The 16,467-nt window shown below is 63.5% G+C and carries 15 protein-coding genes; 6 read left to right on the top strand and 9 right to left on the bottom strand.

What is annotated here, in order from left to right:
- The first annotated feature begins 2 nt into the window (after positions 1 to 2).
- The 3 genes from EL2594_RS14085 to EL2594_RS14075 are packed head-to-tail and all read left to right on the top strand — an operon-like array spanning position 3 to position 2,719.
- Positions 3 to 926, top strand: a complete 924-nt coding sequence (locus EL2594_RS14085) for a hypothetical protein (RefSeq protein WP_011415775.1) — start codon at positions 3 to 5, stop codon at positions 924 to 926.
- The gene (locus EL2594_RS14080; RefSeq protein ID WP_041685387.1) at positions 923 to 1,567 is read left to right on the top strand and encodes a 3-oxoacid CoA-transferase subunit B; all 645 of its coding nucleotides are present in this window, start codon (positions 923 to 925) and stop codon (positions 1,565 to 1,567) included. Before EL2594_RS14085 ends, EL2594_RS14080 begins: the two co-directional genes overlap by 4 nt.
- Before the next feature lie 6 nt (positions 1,568 to 1,573).
- The gene (locus EL2594_RS14075; RefSeq protein WP_011415773.1) at positions 1,574 to 2,719 is read left to right on the top strand and encodes a CaiB/BaiF CoA transferase family protein; all 1,146 of its coding nucleotides are present in this window, start codon (positions 1,574 to 1,576) and stop codon (positions 2,717 to 2,719) included.
- Here EL2594_RS14075 and EL2594_RS14070 read toward each other — a convergent pair.
- The 7 genes from EL2594_RS14070 to hisS all read right to left on the bottom strand — a co-directional run bounded on the left by EL2594_RS14070 (position 2,716) and on the right by hisS (position 11,091).
- On the bottom strand, positions 2,716 to 3,924 hold the full coding sequence (locus EL2594_RS14070; protein WP_011415772.1) for a DUF418 domain-containing protein: 1,209 nt from the start codon (positions 3,922 to 3,924) through the stop codon (positions 2,716 to 2,718). The two genes, EL2594_RS14075 and EL2594_RS14070, sit on opposite strands and share 4 nt — an antisense overlap.
- A 17-nt stretch (positions 3,925 to 3,941) precedes the next feature.
- On the bottom strand, positions 3,942 to 5,153 hold the full coding sequence (metK, locus tag EL2594_RS14065; RefSeq protein ID WP_011415771.1) for a methionine adenosyltransferase: 1,212 nt from the start codon (positions 5,151 to 5,153) through the stop codon (positions 3,942 to 3,944).
- 64 nt (positions 5,154 to 5,217) lie between these two features.
- Positions 5,218 to 6,795 carry an apolipoprotein N-acyltransferase gene (gene lnt / locus EL2594_RS14060; protein WP_011415770.1) on the bottom strand — a complete coding sequence of 526 codons (1,578 nt, stop codon included), beginning with the start codon at positions 6,793 to 6,795 and terminating at the stop codon, positions 5,218 to 5,220.
- 38 nt (positions 6,796 to 6,833) lie between these two features.
- Positions 6,834 to 7,511 (bottom strand): DUF4167 domain-containing protein, encoded by a 678-nt coding sequence (locus EL2594_RS14055; RefSeq protein WP_041686119.1) that lies wholly within the window; start codon positions 7,509 to 7,511, stop codon positions 6,834 to 6,836.
- 193 nt (positions 7,512 to 7,704) lie between these two features.
- Positions 7,705 to 8,556, bottom strand: a complete 852-nt coding sequence (gene prmC, locus EL2594_RS14050) for a peptide chain release factor N(5)-glutamine methyltransferase (RefSeq protein WP_011415768.1) — start codon at positions 8,554 to 8,556, stop codon at positions 7,705 to 7,707.
- Between the two features lie 121 nt (positions 8,557 to 8,677).
- Positions 8,678 to 9,745: a peptide chain release factor 1 gene (gene prfA / locus EL2594_RS14045; protein WP_011415767.1), complete on the bottom strand. Its 1,068-nt coding sequence runs from the start codon at positions 9,743 to 9,745 to the stop codon at positions 8,678 to 8,680.
- Positions 9,742 to 11,091, bottom strand: a complete 1,350-nt coding sequence (hisS, locus tag EL2594_RS14040) for a histidine--tRNA ligase (RefSeq protein ID WP_011415766.1) — start codon at positions 11,089 to 11,091, stop codon at positions 9,742 to 9,744. Before hisS ends, prfA begins: the two co-directional genes overlap by 4 nt.
- Before the next feature lie 235 nt (positions 11,092 to 11,326).
- Between hisS and ppa the strand changes: the two genes are divergently transcribed.
- The gene (gene ppa, locus EL2594_RS14035; RefSeq protein WP_011415765.1) at positions 11,327 to 11,857 is read left to right on the top strand and encodes an inorganic diphosphatase; all 531 of its coding nucleotides are present in this window, start codon (positions 11,327 to 11,329) and stop codon (positions 11,855 to 11,857) included.
- Here ppa and EL2594_RS14030 read toward each other — a convergent pair.
- Entirely contained in the window at positions 11,854 to 13,245 is a 1,392-nt protein-coding gene (locus tag EL2594_RS14030; protein WP_233994284.1) for a BON domain-containing protein, read from the bottom strand. The genes ppa and EL2594_RS14030 overlap by 4 nt on opposite strands.
- Before the next feature lie 49 nt (positions 13,246 to 13,294).
- Positions 13,295 to 13,672, bottom strand: coding sequence for a hypothetical protein (locus EL2594_RS14025; RefSeq protein ID WP_011415763.1), 378 nt, complete (start codon positions 13,670 to 13,672; stop codon positions 13,295 to 13,297).
- Between the two features lie 190 nt (positions 13,673 to 13,862).
- Here EL2594_RS14025 and lptB point away from each other — a divergent pair, with 190 nt between their 5' ends.
- Both lptB and rpoN read left to right on the top strand, forming a co-directional pair.
- Positions 13,863 to 14,660 (top strand): LPS export ABC transporter ATP-binding protein, encoded by a 798-nt coding sequence (gene lptB, locus EL2594_RS14020; protein WP_011415762.1) that lies wholly within the window; start codon positions 13,863 to 13,865, stop codon positions 14,658 to 14,660.
- Between the two features lie 135 nt (positions 14,661 to 14,795).
- Positions 14,796 to 16,250 (top strand): RNA polymerase factor sigma-54, encoded by a 1,455-nt coding sequence (gene rpoN, locus EL2594_RS14015; protein ID WP_041685384.1) that lies wholly within the window; start codon positions 14,796 to 14,798, stop codon positions 16,248 to 16,250.
- The last annotated feature ends 217 nt before the right edge of the window (positions 16,251 to 16,467 follow it).

Here is a 16,467-nt window from a genome sequence, read left to right as displayed (position 1 = left end):
GCATGATTTCCGCCGGTCGCTTCCTGCTGATCGCCCCCTTGCTGGCCATGAGCCTGCAAGGCTGCGTCGCGGCGGTCATCCCGCTGGCGGCCGCAGGCGCGATGGGTTCGACGATCCGGGATAAGCCGGATACCCCGCAGATCGAGACCAAAGTCACCGGTTCTCTGGCCAGTGCTTCAGTGTCTGGCGAGAAAGCTATCGGTTCGGCAGCAGGCGTGGCGCCCTCTGCTGCCATACCGCGCACCGGGGATGGTGCAGGACCCGGATCCTCGGCAAACGGCGAGATCGTCATCTTGTCCGGCGTAACCGCGCTGCCCGAACCATCGGCGAGCGCACTTCCGCCGGGACGCTCTTCGCTGGCACCGGCCGATTTTGTTGCTTTTGCCGACTATGCGCTGGAACTCGCGCAACGAGACCCGCTTGCGGACGAAGTCAGGCCGTCGGCCCTTCTGGCCCAACCGGGTGTATTGACTGCCGACCGTGCGCCCTGTCGCTTTGCCCCCGCAGCGGTCCTGATCGATCTTGACCCAGCCGATGGTCCGCTTTCGATCGAGACAGCGGCGGCACCTCGCGGGCTGGGCGAGCAACTCGCCCGGCTGCGTGCTGCCGATGTTGAGATCGTGTGGAGCAGTTCACTCACCGCCGATCATGCAGGCGATCTGCGCTCGTGGCTGAAGAACAGCGGCCTCGACCCGGCGGGCGAAGACCGGTTGCTGCTGCTGCGTTACCCCGAAGATCGCAAGCAGACGAGGCGCGACGAAGCAGCGAAAGAGCGCTGCTTGGTGGCCATGCTCGGCGACGAACGAAGCGATTTCGACGAATTGTTCGACTATCTCAAGGACCCCGACGCTGCGTTCGGGCTCGATGAAATGCTCGGCCAGGGCTGGTTCCTGGCCCCGATTCCCGCAGAAGGACAAACACAATGAGCTGGACCCGTGACCAAATGGCCGCCCGCGCTGCGCAGGAGCTGGAGGATGGCTATTACGTCAATCTCGGCATCGGCATCCCGACGCTGGTCGCCAACCACATCCCGGACGGCATGCAGGTCACCTTGCAGAGCGAGAACGGCATGCTCGGCATCGGGCCCTTTCCTTATGATGACGAAGTCGATCCCGACCTTATCAATGCCGGGAAGCAGACCATCAGCGAGCTGGCCCACAGCGCCTATTTCGACAGCGCCACCAGCTTCGGCATGATCCGCGGCGGCCATATCGACCTGACCGTACTCGGGGCGATGGAGGTAGCGGAGAACGGCGACATCGCCAACTGGATGATCCCCGGCAAGATGATCAAGGGCATGGGCGGCGCGATGGACCTGGTCGCCGGGGTGAAGAAAATCATCGTCGTGATGGATCACACCAGCAAGGCGGGCGATCCCAAGTTCATCCCGGAATGCACGCTGCCGCTGACCGGCACCAATGTCGTCGACATGATCATCACCAATCTGGGCGTGTTTCACCGGGTCGATCACGACAGCCCCTTCCGCCTGATCGAACTGGCGGAAGGCGTGACGGCAGACGAAGTTGCCGCCAGCACGACCGCGAAATACGAGGTCGCGCTCGGCTGATCCGCCATGTGGCTGACCGAACCGCGCAATGCCCATTCTCCGCTCGCCGGGCTCAAGGTGCTCGAGCTGGCGCGCGTTTTGGCGGGGCCGTTCTGCGGACAGATCCTCGCCGATCTCGGCGCCGACGTCATCAAGGTCGAAAGCCCCGAAGGCGACGGGACGCGGCAATGGGGGCCGCCATGGGTCGAGCGCGAGGACGGTTCGCGCGAAGCCGCCTATTATCACGCCTGCAATCGCGGCAAGCGGTCGATCATCGCCGATTTTCGCGACGCGGCGGACCTGGCGCAGGTAAGGGATCTGGCGGCGAGTGCCGATGTCGTGATCGAGAACTTCAAGACCGGGTCGCTGGCGAAGTTCGGCCTCGATTATCCTGGCCTCTCCGCGTCGAACGAACGGCTGGTCTATTGCTCGATCACCGGCTTCGGCCAGACCGGGCCGCGCGCGCATGAGGCGGGCTACGATTTCGTGGTCCAGGGCATGAGCGGCTTCATGTCGCTGACCGGCGAGCCCGAGGGTGTGCCGGTCAAGATGGGGATTTCCATCTCGGACCTGTCGACCGGAGTATGGTCGGCCAATGCCATCCAGGCCGCGCTGCTGATGCGCGAGAGGACCGGGCGTGGCCAGCATATCGACATGGCGCTGATGGACTGTTCGGTCGGATTGCTGGCCAACCAGGCGACCTATCATTTCGCGAGTGGCGAAAACCCGCCGCGGATGGGCAATGCGCATGCGCAGGTCGCACCCTACGGCGTGTTCCCGACCAGCGACGGACATGTGATCCTCGCGCCCGCCAATGACGGCCTGTTCCGCAAGCTGATGCGGATGCTGGGGCGTAGCGACCTAACGGAAGATGCACGCTTTGCGACCAATGGCGGCCGGACCGAACACGCGACGGATCTCGATGCCGCAATTGCTGCGGAGAGCGCTACATGGACCAAGGCCGACCTGCTACAGGCCTGTCACGACCACGGCATCCCCGCCGGGCCCATCAACAGGCTCGACGAAGTGTTTTCCGATCCGCAGGTGGTCGAGCGCGGGCTGAAGGTCGATCTCGGCGGATTGGCCTCCGTGCGCAGCCCGTTCACCTTCTCCGAAGCCGAGTTGGCGCTCGATCGTCCCTCGCCGATGCTGGGCGAAGACCAGCCGGACTAACTACCGACGCGCGCGATCGACGACGCTGCCCGCCGCCACAATCGCTCCAGCGGTCCCTGCCCGAGATATTTCGACCATAACGGGGACCAGACCAGCATCGCGCCCATCGGAAGGGCGATGCTGGCGATGGCAGAGCTGCGCGAAACCCCTCCGAACAGGCCCAGGCCCCAGCTCGCGTAGAGCGCGCCGAAGACGCCGCTCGTCATGATATAATTGGTCAGCGACAGCCGCCCGACGGCCGCCAACGTCTTGGTGAGCCCGCCGTCAGGCGCGAACAGCACCATCGCCACGCAGGCGTAGGCGAGGCCGAGAAGCGTATCGAAGGGCGCCGAGAAGACCAGCGCTACCGATCCCGCAAGCACGCCCGGAAAGCCGCTCTCGGCCACCCAGTTGGCCAGCAGGAACAGCATCGGCAGCGACGCGAGCGCACAGATCGCCGCCAATCGCTGCAAGCGGAAGGTCCGCCATTCGCCCTTGAACAGCCCGTTCCGCCACAGCGCCATGCCCAGCACGATCCCCGCGAGATTGAGCGGCACCGATCCGATCACCGCCGTCAATTGCGCGCCGAGACCTGTCGACCTGCGCTCGATCCTCTCGCCGAGGCTTTCCTGCCCGCGCTCGAGCAGGAATTGCACCGCCGCCGGATCGGCACCGAAATTCCGCTCCGCAAACTGGATCGCATCGCTGCCGAGCCGCCCTGCAAACCAGTCCCAGATCCCGACACCGGTGAAGGCAATGCCGAAGCCGACGTGGGTTGCGACCAGGCCGATCGAGCACGCAATCAGCGCGGCATTGGAAAGCTGGTGAAACAGCGGCAGAAGCAATCCGGCGAGCGCATAGGCCCGCAGGATATCGTTGCTCGCAAGCAGTGTCGCATGCAGTACGCCAATCACGAACAGCGCCGCCATGCGGGCGTAGTGCGCCCGCCACGGATGCGCCCCGCCGCGTTCGAAGAGGATCGCGCAGCCAGCGCCGAACAGCATGGCGAAAAGCGTGCGGAACTTGTCCTCGACGAAGACGAAGCTCGCGGCCCAGGCAAGCATGTCCAGACCGGATTGTCCGCCCCAGGCCATCGGATTGTAATAGGCCTGCGCCGGCATCGCAAAGATGAGCACATTCATCCAGGCGATGCCCATCACCGCGAGCCCGCGCAAAGCGTCGACCTGCACGATACGGTGGGTTGCCGAAGATGGAGGCGCGATCATGCTGCGCCCCTAGCAGGTCAGGCGAGCGCTGCCTTCAGGTCTTCGACCAAATCCGTCCGCTCCCACGGGAAACGATCGCCCTCCGCCGTGCGCCCAAAATGACCGTAGGCCGCCGACACGCGGTAGATCGGCTTGTTGAGCCCGAGATGCGTGCGGATGGCGCGCGGGGTCAGCCCGCCGAGCTTCTCGATATCGAGGATCGCCTCCTCGATCGCGGCGTCGTCCACCGTGCCGGTGCCGTGCGTATCGACATAGAGCGAGAGCGGCTGGCTGACCCCGATCGCGTAAGCGATCTGGATCGTGCAGCGCGTCGCCAGACCTGCCGCAACGACATTCTTGGCGAGATAGCGGGTAATATAGGCGGCCGAACGATCGACCTTGGTCGGGTCCTTGCCGCTGAACGCGCCGCCCCCGTGCGGGGCCGCACCGCCATAGGTGTCGACGATTATCTTGCGCCCGGTAAGGCCGGCATCGCCGTCCGGACCGCCGATCACGAAAGTGCCGGTCGGGTTGATGTGCCATTTGGTGGCGTCCGACAGGAACCCGTCCGGGAGGATATCCGCGACCACTCTTTTCACATAGGCGCGCAGTTCGGCTTCCTTCTCGCCTTCGTCATAGCCCGCGCCATGCTGGGTAGAGACAACCACTGCAGTGCAAGCAACCGGCTTGCCATTCTCGTAGCGGAGCGTGACCTGGCTCTTGCTGTCTGGTTCGAGAAACGGTGCATTGCCGTTCTTGCGGTCGGTCGCCAGCCGGTGGAGGATCTTGTGGCTGTAGTCGATCGGCGCGGGCATCAGGTCGGGTGTTTCGTCGCAGGCGAAACCGAACATGATGCCCTGGTCGCCTGCGCCCTCGTCCTTGTTGCCGCTGGCGTCCACGCCCTGCGCGATATGCGCGCTCTGGCCATGCAGGTGATTCTCGAAGGTCAAGGTTTCCCAGTGGAAGCCGTCCTGTTCGTAACCGATCTCCTTGACCGTCTGGCGCACCGCCGCTTCGATCTCGTCCTCGATCCCTGGCGCCCAATTGCCATCGGTGTCCATGATCCCCTGGCCGCGGATTTCCCCAGCGAGGATGACGCGCTCGGTAGTCGTCAGCGTCTCGCAGGCGACTCGCGCTTCCGGGTCCTTGCCGATGAAGAGATCGACGATGGCATCGGAAATCTGGTCCGAGACCTTGTCGGGATGACCTTCGGAAACGCTTTCGGAGGTAAAGAGATAGGTGCTGCGCATGGTCCCTCAAATGCAGAGCGATTCCGAACATATAAAGGAATCTTTATGTCTATTTGCCGCAGTCCTAGCGAGCGCGCCAACGCATGGCAACCAGCGCGCCGACAAGGAAAAGTGCAGCCCACAGAAGCGCCAGTGCATTGCCCATGCGGGCGAACCAGGTGGGCGCCCTTGCGGGCGGAATGGTGCCGGTCAGCCGGTCCATCTCGCCCTTCCCGATCGATGCGCGAACCACGCCGTCGGCATCGATGACGCCGCTGATGCCGGTGGTCGTCGCGCGAATGACGGGCAGCCCCTCTTCGATCGCGCGCATCCGCGCCTGCGCAAAGTGCTGCGGTGGCCCCCACGCCCCGAACCAGCCATCGTTGGAGGGGTTGAAGAGGTAATCGGGGCGGCTGTCGGGATCGACCGTCTGGCCCGAGAAAACGATCTCGTAACAGATCTGGAAGCCGGCCTTGCCGAATGCGCCGAAATCCAGTGTGCGCGGCCCCGGCCCTTCGCGGAAGTCGATGGTCCCCGCCACCAGCCGGGTCAGGCCAAATGGTGCGAGCAAATCGCGAAAGGGCAGGTATTCGCCATAGGGCACGAGATGCGCCTTGCTGTAGGAACCGACGATCTCGCCCTCGCCGTCGAGCGCGGTCACGACATTGTAAGCGCCGACCGCGCGCTCATCCTCGATCACGAGGTCGACTGCACCGGTCAGCAAGAGTGTGTCTTCGCCCAGCACCTGCCCGATCCGCCTGCGGGCATAGAGCGGATCGCCGCCCGCCGTGGTGGCGCGGTAATAGCGCTCGGGATAGCCGGGCCGCAGATAGTCCGGGAGGCCGGACTCGGGCCAGAAAACCACGCGCTCACCCTGCTCTTCCTGTCGAGCGGTGAATGCGGCGAGCGTTGCGAAGGCGGGTTCGTATTCGGCCGGATCGTTGAGCTCGCGCTGGTCCAGATCGGGTTGGACCACGACGTAGGTGAGTGTGCCCTCATTTTCGCTCGAGAACAGGCCAAGCGGCACGGTCATCGCCGCGAACAACAGGAACAGGAACGCAGCGGGCGCTATTTTGCGACCGGAAACGATAAGCCACGCCAGGATGCCGGAGATCAGCACGGCGATCCCGGAAAGCGCATAGGTGCCGAACCAGGGGAGGAGCAGGGCAAGGCCCGGTGCGCTGTCGAATCCCAGAAGGTTCAGGCTGAACGGCCCCCAGGCATATCCGGTGAAGACCCAGCTTCGCAGCCATTCGGTGACGATCCAGAAGGCGGCAAAGGCCGTAACGAAGCCCGGCAGCGGTTTGTCATGCGGGACGAGCAGCTTCGCGCCAAGGCCGGCCAGAGCCGGATAGACCGCGAGATAAAGCGAAAGCAGCGGCACCGCAGCCCAGCCCAGCGCCGCGGGCATTTCGCTCTGATGCGTGAAAGCCGTCGCGATCCAGTTGTTGGTCAGCGTGAAATGCGCGATGCCGAACAGCCAGCCTTGGAGCAGCGCGCTGCGCCAAGTCGGCAGGCGATGAAGGTGCCAGACGAACAACCCCATCGCCAGCAATGCGAGCGGCCAGAGGTGCAGCGGCGGAAAGCCGGTTGCAGCCAGCGCCCCCAGTCCGAGGCTGGACAATCCGGGATAGCGGTCGAGAAGGCGTTCGAGCGTGGACATCGTCGCAAATCCAAGGCGGCTCGCTCTGATGCTCCCGATCAGCCGACCGCGCTCACCGCTTCGCCGTCGTCATCTTCCGCCTTGCGGCGGCGGCGCGGTTTCTTGGGTTGCGATGCACCATCGACCACCCCGTCGGCAGCAGAAATCGCCGGCGGCAGGACCGAAGCGTCGATCTCGCCTTCGACGCCAATGGAGCCTTCGTCGCTCTTGCGCGGCTTGCGAGCCTTTTTCGCGCGCGGCGGTCGGGCCTCGTCGAAATCATAATCACCGTCACTGTCCGAATCGTCATGCTCGTCGCCGGAATCGTTGTCCTTGCGGCGCTTCTTCGGGCGGTTGTCCTGGCGATCGTCAGAGTCGCCTCGTCGGCCGCGCGGGCCCTTACCCTTGCGACGGCTGTCGTCGCCGTCGTCGTCATCGTCGTCATCGTCTCGGCTGTGGCCACGCTCGGCATCGCGCTTGGCGCGGGCCTCGTCCTGGCGTGCCTTGTTGTCGGCGATGACGCGGAAATAGTGATCGGCGAACTGCAGATAATATTCCATCTGCACCCGGTCGCCATTGTGCTGGGCGTCCTGCGCCAGCTTCTTGTACTTGTCGAGCAACTGGGGCGCGTTGCCCCGCGCGCGGCTGTCGATCCGATTGGCGCTGTTGCCGCCACCGCCGCCCTGGTTGCGATTGCCGCGACCGCGACGACGATTGTTATTACGATTGTTGTTCAAGGAATACTCTTCCTCAGTTCCTGACCGGCCGACATGGACGGTCCGCATGACCCAATGCAGCGCCCGTGCTTCTGCATCGGGCGCAGCCCCCCATCTGCATTGCTGGCAAGCGCGCTGGCGCCCGGCATCTTCGCAAATGTTGGATCAAGACCGGGGAGAGCAAAGTCGCAATCCGCAGGTCTTGTGAGTAGAGTTAGCCCCTGATTCTCCCTTTGCCAACCCCTTTGCGCAGAATCAGTGCCCGGGGGCGGTCTGCAAGGTCATGTCTGAGCCTTGATTCGAAACCGTTTTCCTCGGCTATCGTACCCACTGCGTCCGCCTGTCGATAACCGATTTCCAGCACCGCAACGCCATCGGACGACAAAAGACTGGACAGCTGCGGGATGATGGCGCGGTAGTCGTCAAGCCCTTCCGGGCCGGAATACAGAGCCGCCCGAGGTTCAAACTTGCGCACCGAAGCATCGAGCGCCGCATTGTCCTCGACATAGGGCGGATTGGCGATCACGAGGTCGAACTGGCCGAGATCGTCGGTCCAACCCGGCTCGCGCCAATCGGCTTTCAGCAGGCACGCGCGGTCGGCAACGCCGTTCCGGGCAGCATTTGCCGCTGCGACCGGCAGCGCAGCAAGCGACGCATCGATGCCGGTCCCGGTTGCATCCGGGTGTTCCGCCAGCAACGTCACCAAAAGCGCGCCCGAGCCGGTGCCGAGGTCCAGCACCCGGGCACCCTCGCCCATTTCGGCCAAAGCGGCTTCGACCACCTGTTCGCTGTCGCTGCGCGGGATCAGGACATCGGGTGTGACGATGAAACCGCGCCCGAAGAACTCCTGCCCGCCCGTGATGTAGGCCAGCGGTTCGTGGTGCAGGCGGCGCGCGACCAAGTCCGCGAACTCACCGGGCACTGCGTCGCCCTGGTGGTTCAGCAGGAGGTCGGAGCGCGTTACTCCCACCGCATGCGCCATGAGATATTCGGCATCGAGCCGCGCGGTGTCGGAGACTTCGCCCAACCGCTGCGTCGCCCCGCGCAGGGCCGAGGCGATTTTCATGGGCTCGAACGCTGTGGCTGTGCTTCGACAGGCTCAGCACGAACGGACGTAGAGAGGAGCCGCCGGCGCTCCCTGCGTTCGCCCCGAGCCCGTCGAAGCGCAGCCGTAACGCTCGCCTCCCTCACTCCGAAAGCGCCGCCAGCCGCTTGGCTTCATCCTCGGCGATGAGCGCGCCCACCAGTTCGCCAAGCCCCGGCCCGGCAATGATCTCGTCGAGCTTGTGGAGAGTCAGGCCGATGCGGTGATCGGTCACGCGGCCTTGCGGAAAATTATAGGTGCGAATGCGTTCGGAGCGATCGCCGCTGCCGACCATCGCCTTGCGCGCGGCGGCTTCCTCGCCCTGCGACTGCTCGCGCAAGTGGTCGTAGAGCCGTGTGCGCAGGACCTGCATCGCCTTGGCCTTGTTCTTGTGCTGGCTGCGCTCGTCCTGTTGCTGGACGACGATGCCGGTCGGCAGATGCGTGATGCGCACCGCGCTGTCGGTGGTGTTGACGTGCTGGCCGCCCGCGCCGCTGGCGCGGTAGATGTCGATCTTCAGATCCTTGTCGTCGATCTGGACATCGACTTCGTCTGGTTCGGGCAGCACCGCCACGGTCGCCGCGCTGGTGTGGATGCGCCCGCCGCTCTCCGTCTCGGGCACGCGCTGGACGCGGTGAACGCCGCTTTCGAACTTGAGCTTGGCGAAGACCCCGGTGCCGCTGACATTGGCGACAATTTCCTTGAAACCGCCGACTTCGGAGGCGTTCATGCTGACCGGTTCGACCTTCCAGCCCTGCTCGCCAGCAAAGCGCTCGTACATGCGATACAGATCGCCCGCAAACAGCGCCGCTTCATCGCCGCCGGTCCCGGCACGGATTTCCAGCATCGCAGGCTTGTTGTCGGCGCTGTCCTTCGGCAGCATGGCGATGGCGAGCTGGCGTTCCTTTTCCGGAAGCGCCTCGCGAATGGCGGCGAGCTCTTCCTGCGCCATCGCCTTCATCTCGGGATCGGCGAGCATTTCCTCCAAGCCGCCGATCTCCTCGCGCATGGCCTTCACTTCCGCGGCGACCTTGGCGACCGGCTCCAACTCGGCATAGTCGCGGCTCGCCTGCACGAATTCCTCGCCTTCCAGCGTGCCCGATGCCATCCGCGCTTCAAGCTCGGCGAAGCGGTTGGCGATCTGGTCGAGGCGGGTGGCGGGGATAGTCATTTGCGAGAGAGATACCAAGAGATGGCTTGCTTCTCAGGATCAGCCTTCGGTATTAGGTCGGGAAAGAACAATCGGAGGCTTAATTCAACTCTCTTGGCCAAGAGCTTTAATTCTTCCTCTTCATCCGGCAGCACTCCAGATAGCCTGATATCAATCTGATGACTGCCATTTAAATTGGCCACTTGGTCAACAACTAAAAAGACGTCTGTTCCAGTCTTCTTGAACTTATCAAACGCCTTGTTCGTCCGCCTATAACGAAATTCGGCCTCCGCTGTGATCTCACTCAGTCGCAATGCTTGCACAACGAGCCTCGCCGTGTCGAACAGGTGTTCATGCTCCGCCAGTACAACAATAGGAGGGTCAAACCCTGCTCCCCCAACCAACATCGCCAGCCGCTCAATCCCGGCAGCCCAACCAACCGCAGGCGTCGGCGCACCGCCCAGCGACTCCATCAATCCATCGTAGCGCCCGCCGCCGAGGATGGTGCTCTGGCTGCCGAGCTTGCCCGCGGCCTCGGAACCTTCATCGGGGATGAATTCGAACGCGGTGTGGCGATAATAATCGAGCCCACGCACGAGACTTTCTGCCCGCTGCCATTTGACGCCTGCTGCATCCAAACCGGTGGTCACGCTTTCGAAGAACGCCCGCGCTGTATCGGAAAGGAAGGCATCGATCCTGGGTGCATCGGCAAGGAACTGCTGGTCGCGGCGATCCTTGCTGTCGAGGATGCGCAGCGGGTTCTTCTCCAGCCGCTCCTGCGAATCCTCACTCAGCTCGCTGGCGACGGCGCGGAAGTACTCGACCAGCGCTGCGCGCCAGGCTTCGCGGCTTTCGGCATCGCCGAGCGTATTGAGGTGCAACGTCACGCCCTCGATGCCCAGTCCGCGGATGGTCTGATCGGCCATCGCCAGGAGTTCGACGTCCGCCTGCGGCTCGGCCGCGCCGATGATTTCGGCGTCGATCTGGTGGAACTGCCGATAGCGGCCCTTTTGCGGACGCTCGTATCGAAACAGCGGGCCGTGGGTCGCGACCTTCAGCGGCGCGTGTTGTTGCCAGCCGTTGGTCAGGAAGGCGCGCGCAATCCCGGCGGTGAACTCGGGCCGCAGGGTCAAGCTGTCGCCGCCGCGATCCTCGAAGGAGTACATCTCCTTCGACACCACATCCGTCGTCTCGCCGATCGCGCGGCTGAAGACTTCGGTTTTCTCGAACACCGGCATTTCGACCCGGCGGAAGCGGTACAGCTTGCGCACGCGTTCGAAGGTTTCGACCACGAAAGCGAAAGCCTCGGCATCGGCACTGAAGATGTCCTGCGTGCCGCGAATGGCCTGGGGAGTTTTTTTGCTCATTTCGCGGCGCGATTACGACCATGGAAGGGGTTTCGCAATGGCGCGGCGGAGGTTAAGGGGCGCGCGCAATGTCTGTCGGGTGCGCCTTCGCCATCCGGCGAAGGCTTGCGGCACCAGCCCGTCTCCCCCTCCCAACCACCCGATACAGTATCGGACGATCATCGGGTGGTTGGGAGGGGGAGACGGGCCGGCACCGAGGTCAGGCGGATGCCTGACCGCATCCGAAGGACAAACAATGCGCATCGACAAGATCCCCACCGGCAGCAATCCCCCCGAAGACCTCAACGTCATCATCGAAGTCCCGACCGGTGGCGAACCGGTCAAGTACGAATTCGACAAGGCAAGCGGTGCGCTGTTCGTCGACCGTATCCTGCACACGCCGATGCGCTATCCGGCCAATTACGGCTTCATCCCGCACACCCTGTCGCCCGACGGCGATCCGCTCGACGCGCTGGTCATCGCGCGCAGCCCGTTCATTGCCGGCTGCGTCGTGCGATCACGCCCGATCGGCGTGCTCAACCTCGAGGACGAGCATGGCGGCGACGAGAAGCTGATCTGCGTGCCCGTCGATACGACCTTCCCGTATTATTCGGATGTCGGGGAAACCAAGGACCTGCCGTCGATCATTTTTCAGCAGATCGAGCACTTTTTTACCCACTACAAGGATCTCGAGGCCGAAAAGTGGGTCCGGATCGGCAAATGGGGCGACGCGGCCGAAGCGCGGCAGATCGTGCGCGAAGCGATCGAACGCGCGGCGAAAGCCTAGTATTCGGAAGGCTTGGAGGAATCGAGCAGATCGGCGCTGTCGTCGGCCTCTCCCTGGCGCTCCTTCTCGACCATCTGCGCAATCTCGTCGGTCGCCGAAACGTCTTCCTCCACCGGTGCGGTGGCAGCCTTGGCGGGCGGCGGCGTAGGCGCCGGTTCGGACCCCTTCGTCTTCTCGATATTCTCGAAAGGCAGAGGTCCGGTGCGCGGGTCGAAACGCAGGCGATAGATCGGCTCGGGCAGGCCAAAGCCACCGTCTTCGAGCGCGACCTTGACCGCCGCGATGGCGCGGCTTCGGGCCTTGTGCCAATCGGCTTCGCGCTGGTCCACCCAGCCGAGAAACTTGATGACGATATTGGAATCGCCCACGGCTTCGGTGCGTGCTTCCGGCGGCGGATCGGAGAGAACGAACGGCAAGTCACCAAGCGTCTGTCGGCCAAGCGCGCGCGCCGCATCGGCATCGTCGTCCGCGTCGATCCCCATTTCGAATTCGAACCGACGGTTCGGATTGGTCGTGTAATTCAGGATGATCGCCTTGAAGACCTGGCTGTTGGGAATGCGCAGGTGATTGCCTTCCAGCGTCATCAAAATCGTGGCGCGGCTGGTCAGGCGGATGACGCGACCTTCCTTGTCGTCGATCACGACGTGATCGTTGGCGCGGAAAGGCTGGCGCAGCGACAGGAACAGCGAAGCGACATAATTCTCCACCGTGTCGCGCATGGCAAAGCCCAGGGCGAGGCCGATGACCCCCGCACCGCCGAGCACCGCGCCGAGAAGCGCGCCTGCGCCGAGCATGTCGAGCGCGATAACGAGCCCGGCTATGACGAAGATGAAGCGGATCGCGGTGCGCAACACCTCGGCGAGGAAAACATTGGGCGCGATGCGGCGCCAGAGCGCCCCGAAGCCGGCAATGAGATAGCCGATCGCGCCGATCGCTGCCGCCACGATCAGCGCGGCCAGCAGCAACGGCGCCAGTTCGATCAGGCCTGTGCCGCGCTCGGTCAAATCCTCCAGCGCCCCGATACCGCCATCGACCGACAGATCGCGTTCGAGCCCGTTCTCGATCGTCACGACGCCATTGATGCGCCCGACGATATTCTCGGCCCGCTCGATATCGGCTTCATCCGGCACGGTTCCGCTGAGCGTCACCACGCCGTCGCTGACCGTGACCTCGACATCAGCAAAGGCGGGCAGTTCGGCGAAAATACCTTCGATGCGGCCGCGGATGCGGCTGTCGGTGCCGGCATCCTGGCTCTGCTCGATCGCCTGCGTTTCGGTTGACGCGGGCTCGGCGGCGCCTTCAGGCGCGCCGGGCAGCACAGCGTGGGCTGGCGACGCAACAGCAAACAGCAGCCACGTGGCCGCGAGAGATTTCAGAATATTGGCCAAGCCCGCCCGCATATTCAGATAGCGAGCATCAGCCTATCCAGTTCCCGGATCAGGCTATTGTCGCGAAAATCAGCTTGAAGAAAAACGTCAGGCCAATCGGCAGGCCGATCGCCAGCAGCCACAGCCCGATCTGGTCGCGGCGGAACTGGCTCGCCAGGGCCATGTCGTGCGCCTCTTCATCGCCAAGGTCGCGCCAGCGCCGCTCGAACGCGCGGCAGGCGGGAATGATTCCTGCAACCAACACGACCAGCGCGAGATAGGGCAGGATCGTCATCTCGCCGCCCTTCATCGCCTGGATCGTCACGAAAATGGTCAGGCCGGTATAGACCAGCAAGGCGTAGGCGACATTGTCGCTCATCGATTTGCGCCAATCCCGCGTCGATGCGGTTTGGCTTTCGTGCGACTCGCCGTTCAGCGCTTTATTCATGACGCGCCTTTCTCCCCCGGTTTCTCTCCGATTCGAGTTATCCCAGACCAAAGGCCGTGGATCAAGACCGGGTAACCAATCTGCAATATTCGCAAAGCCGCGCGACATTTCTCGCCGTGCCATGCACGAACCCTGCCAAAATTTCGCCGCTTGGGGTTTTCGGCAAGATTTCGGCTGCTACTAGGAGGCCATGAGCATGCTCGATACCGATAGCGACCTGGCCGCAACCGCAGACGTGGAGCGTAGCGCGGCACCGCCGGTTCCGCAGGGCGGGCTGGAAGTCGTGTCGATCGCCAAGAGCTACGACAAGCGGGCGGTTCTGACCGACATTTCGCTGTCTGTCGGCAAGGGCGAAGTACTCGGCCTGCTCGGCCCCAACGGTGCGGGCAAGACCACGTGCTTCTATTCGATCATGGGCCTCGTCCGTCCCGATGCGGGGCGCATCCTGATGGATGGCGAGGACGTGACGCATTTGCCCATGTATCGCCGCGCGATCCTCGGCCTCGGCTACCTGCCGCAGGAAACCAGCATCTTTCGCGGCATGACGGTCGAGCAGAACATCAAGTCGGTTCTCGAGATGGTCGAGCCCGACGCGGACACGCGCGAACAGGAGCTCGACCGGCTGCTCGACGAGTTCGGGTTGCAGAAGCTGCGGACGGCTCCGGCCATGGCGCTGTCGGGCGGCGAGCGGCGGCGGTGCGAGATCGCCCGCGCGCTTGCGGCCAAGCCCTCGATCATGCTGCTCGACGAACCCTTCGCCGGGATCGACCCGCTGTCGATCAGCGATATCCGCGATCTTGTGAAGGACCTGAAGACGCGCGGCATCGGCGTGCTGATCACCGACCATAACGTTCGCGAGACGCTGGAAATCGTCGACCGCGCCTGCATCATCTATGGCGGACAGGTCCTGTTCGCGGGCACTCCGCAGGAGCTGGTGGCCGACGAGAATGTGCGGCGCCTGTATCTGGGCGAAAGCTTCACGCTGTAAACGATGCATCTTACCCCCACCCCCGTTCGTGCTGAGCCTGTCGAAGCACTGTTCTTCTTTTTGTCCGCCGCGACACCCGAAGTGCAGGACAGCCCTTCGACAGGCTCAGGGCGAACGGAATAGGGCTTATCGCTCGTGGCATTGGGCCCCCGCCTCGACCTTCGCCAATCCCAGTCGCTGGTGATGACGCCGCAACTGCAGCAGGCGATCAAGCTGCTGGCGTTGAGCAATCTCGAAATCGAAAGTTTCATCGGCGACGCTCTGGAATCCAATCCGCTGCTGGAAGCGGGCGAGGTAAGCCGCGAGCAGGGCGAGCCGGATGGCGACGTCCCCGTCTCACCGGAAGAGGCGAGTTCCGACAGCTTCGGCAATGACGACTCGCTCGACATCAATACCAATGCGCTCGACCGCGATCGCGATACCGGCGACGGCGAGTGGGGCGCGGGCGGAGCGGCATCCCACGCGAATGATTTGACGCCGATCGAGGAACGCCGCTCGAGCGAGACGACCCTGGCAGATCACCTCCACCTGCAGGTCGGCACCCTCGCCTATAGCCAACGCGAAGAGTTCATCGCCCGCAACCTGGTCGACCGGCTGGACGAGGCGGGCTATCTGCACGGCGACCTGCGCGAGATCGCTGTCGATCTCGGCGTCGAGCTGTACGAGATCGAGGATGCGCTCGAGCTGGTGCAGACGCTCGAGCCGACCGGCGTCGGCGCGCGCAGCCTGCAGGAATGCCTTGCCCTGCAGGCCCGCGAAGCGGATCGTTTCGATCCCTGCATGCAGCGCATGATCGAGAACCTCGACCTGCTGGCCCAGGGCGAAATCGCGCGGCTCAAGCGTATGTGCGATGTCGACGACGAGGATTTCGCCGACATGCTCACCGAGCTGCGCAGCTACGACCCCAAGCCGGGCCTCGCGTTCGGCGGGGGCGAAGCGGCTGCGGTGGTGCCCGACATCCTCGTGCGCCGCGACGAGGACGGCCACTGGAAGATCCGCCTCAACGAAGCGACCCTGCCGCGACTGGTGGTCAATCGCAGCTATTTCCTCGAATTGCGCAACGGTGCGACCGACAAGGCAAGCAAGAGCTGGCTCAAGGAAAAGCTCGGCGATGCCAATTGGTTGATCAAGGCGCTCGACCAGCGCCAGAAAACCATCCTCGCCGTCTCGTCCGAGATCGTGAAGAAGCAGGCTGGCTTCTTCCGCAAGGGCGTCAGCGAATTGAGGCCGCTCACTTTGCGCGAGATCGCCGAAGAGATCGAGATGCACGAGAGCACGGTCAGCCGCGTCACGAGCAACAAATACCTCCACTGCGACCGCGGGACTTTCGAATTGAAGTACTTCTTTACCAGCGGTGTCGGCAGTGCCGATGGCGAAGGCGCGAGCAGCGAGGCGGTGAAGGCGCGGATCAAGGCGCTGACCGATGCCGAAGACCCGAAAAAGATCCTCAGCGACGACAAACTGGTGGAACTGCTCAAGGCCGAAGGCTTCGATATTGCCCGCCGTACCGTGGCCAAATACCGCGAGGCGATGGGAATCGGAAGCTCCGTTCAGCGACGGCGAGCGAAGAAGCTGCAGGCGATCGGCTAGCCGGAATTCTGGTTCCGCGACCTCCCAAGTGTTACCTTGTTGCAGCCTAATGTGTTGCGCCCAGCTTTGGCCAAATCAGCTGAAAACCGACGTTTTACGGGTGTGACTCGAAAGACTCACTCAGAAAGTCTTAACGTCGAAAACGCTTTGTTAACCTTTTTTGGTGAGAACTGTCGTGGTTAATCCAAGGCAACACCTCTGAACGAGGGGTTACCGA

Origin of the sequence: Erythrobacter litoralis HTCC2594, assembly GCF_000013005.1 — a bacterium.
GTDB classification, from domain to species: domain Bacteria; phylum Pseudomonadota; class Alphaproteobacteria; order Sphingomonadales; family Sphingomonadaceae; genus Parerythrobacter; species Parerythrobacter litoralis_A.
The sequence above is the reverse complement of the archived record's forward strand: the minus strand, read 5'-3'. Positions and strand labels throughout refer to the sequence as shown.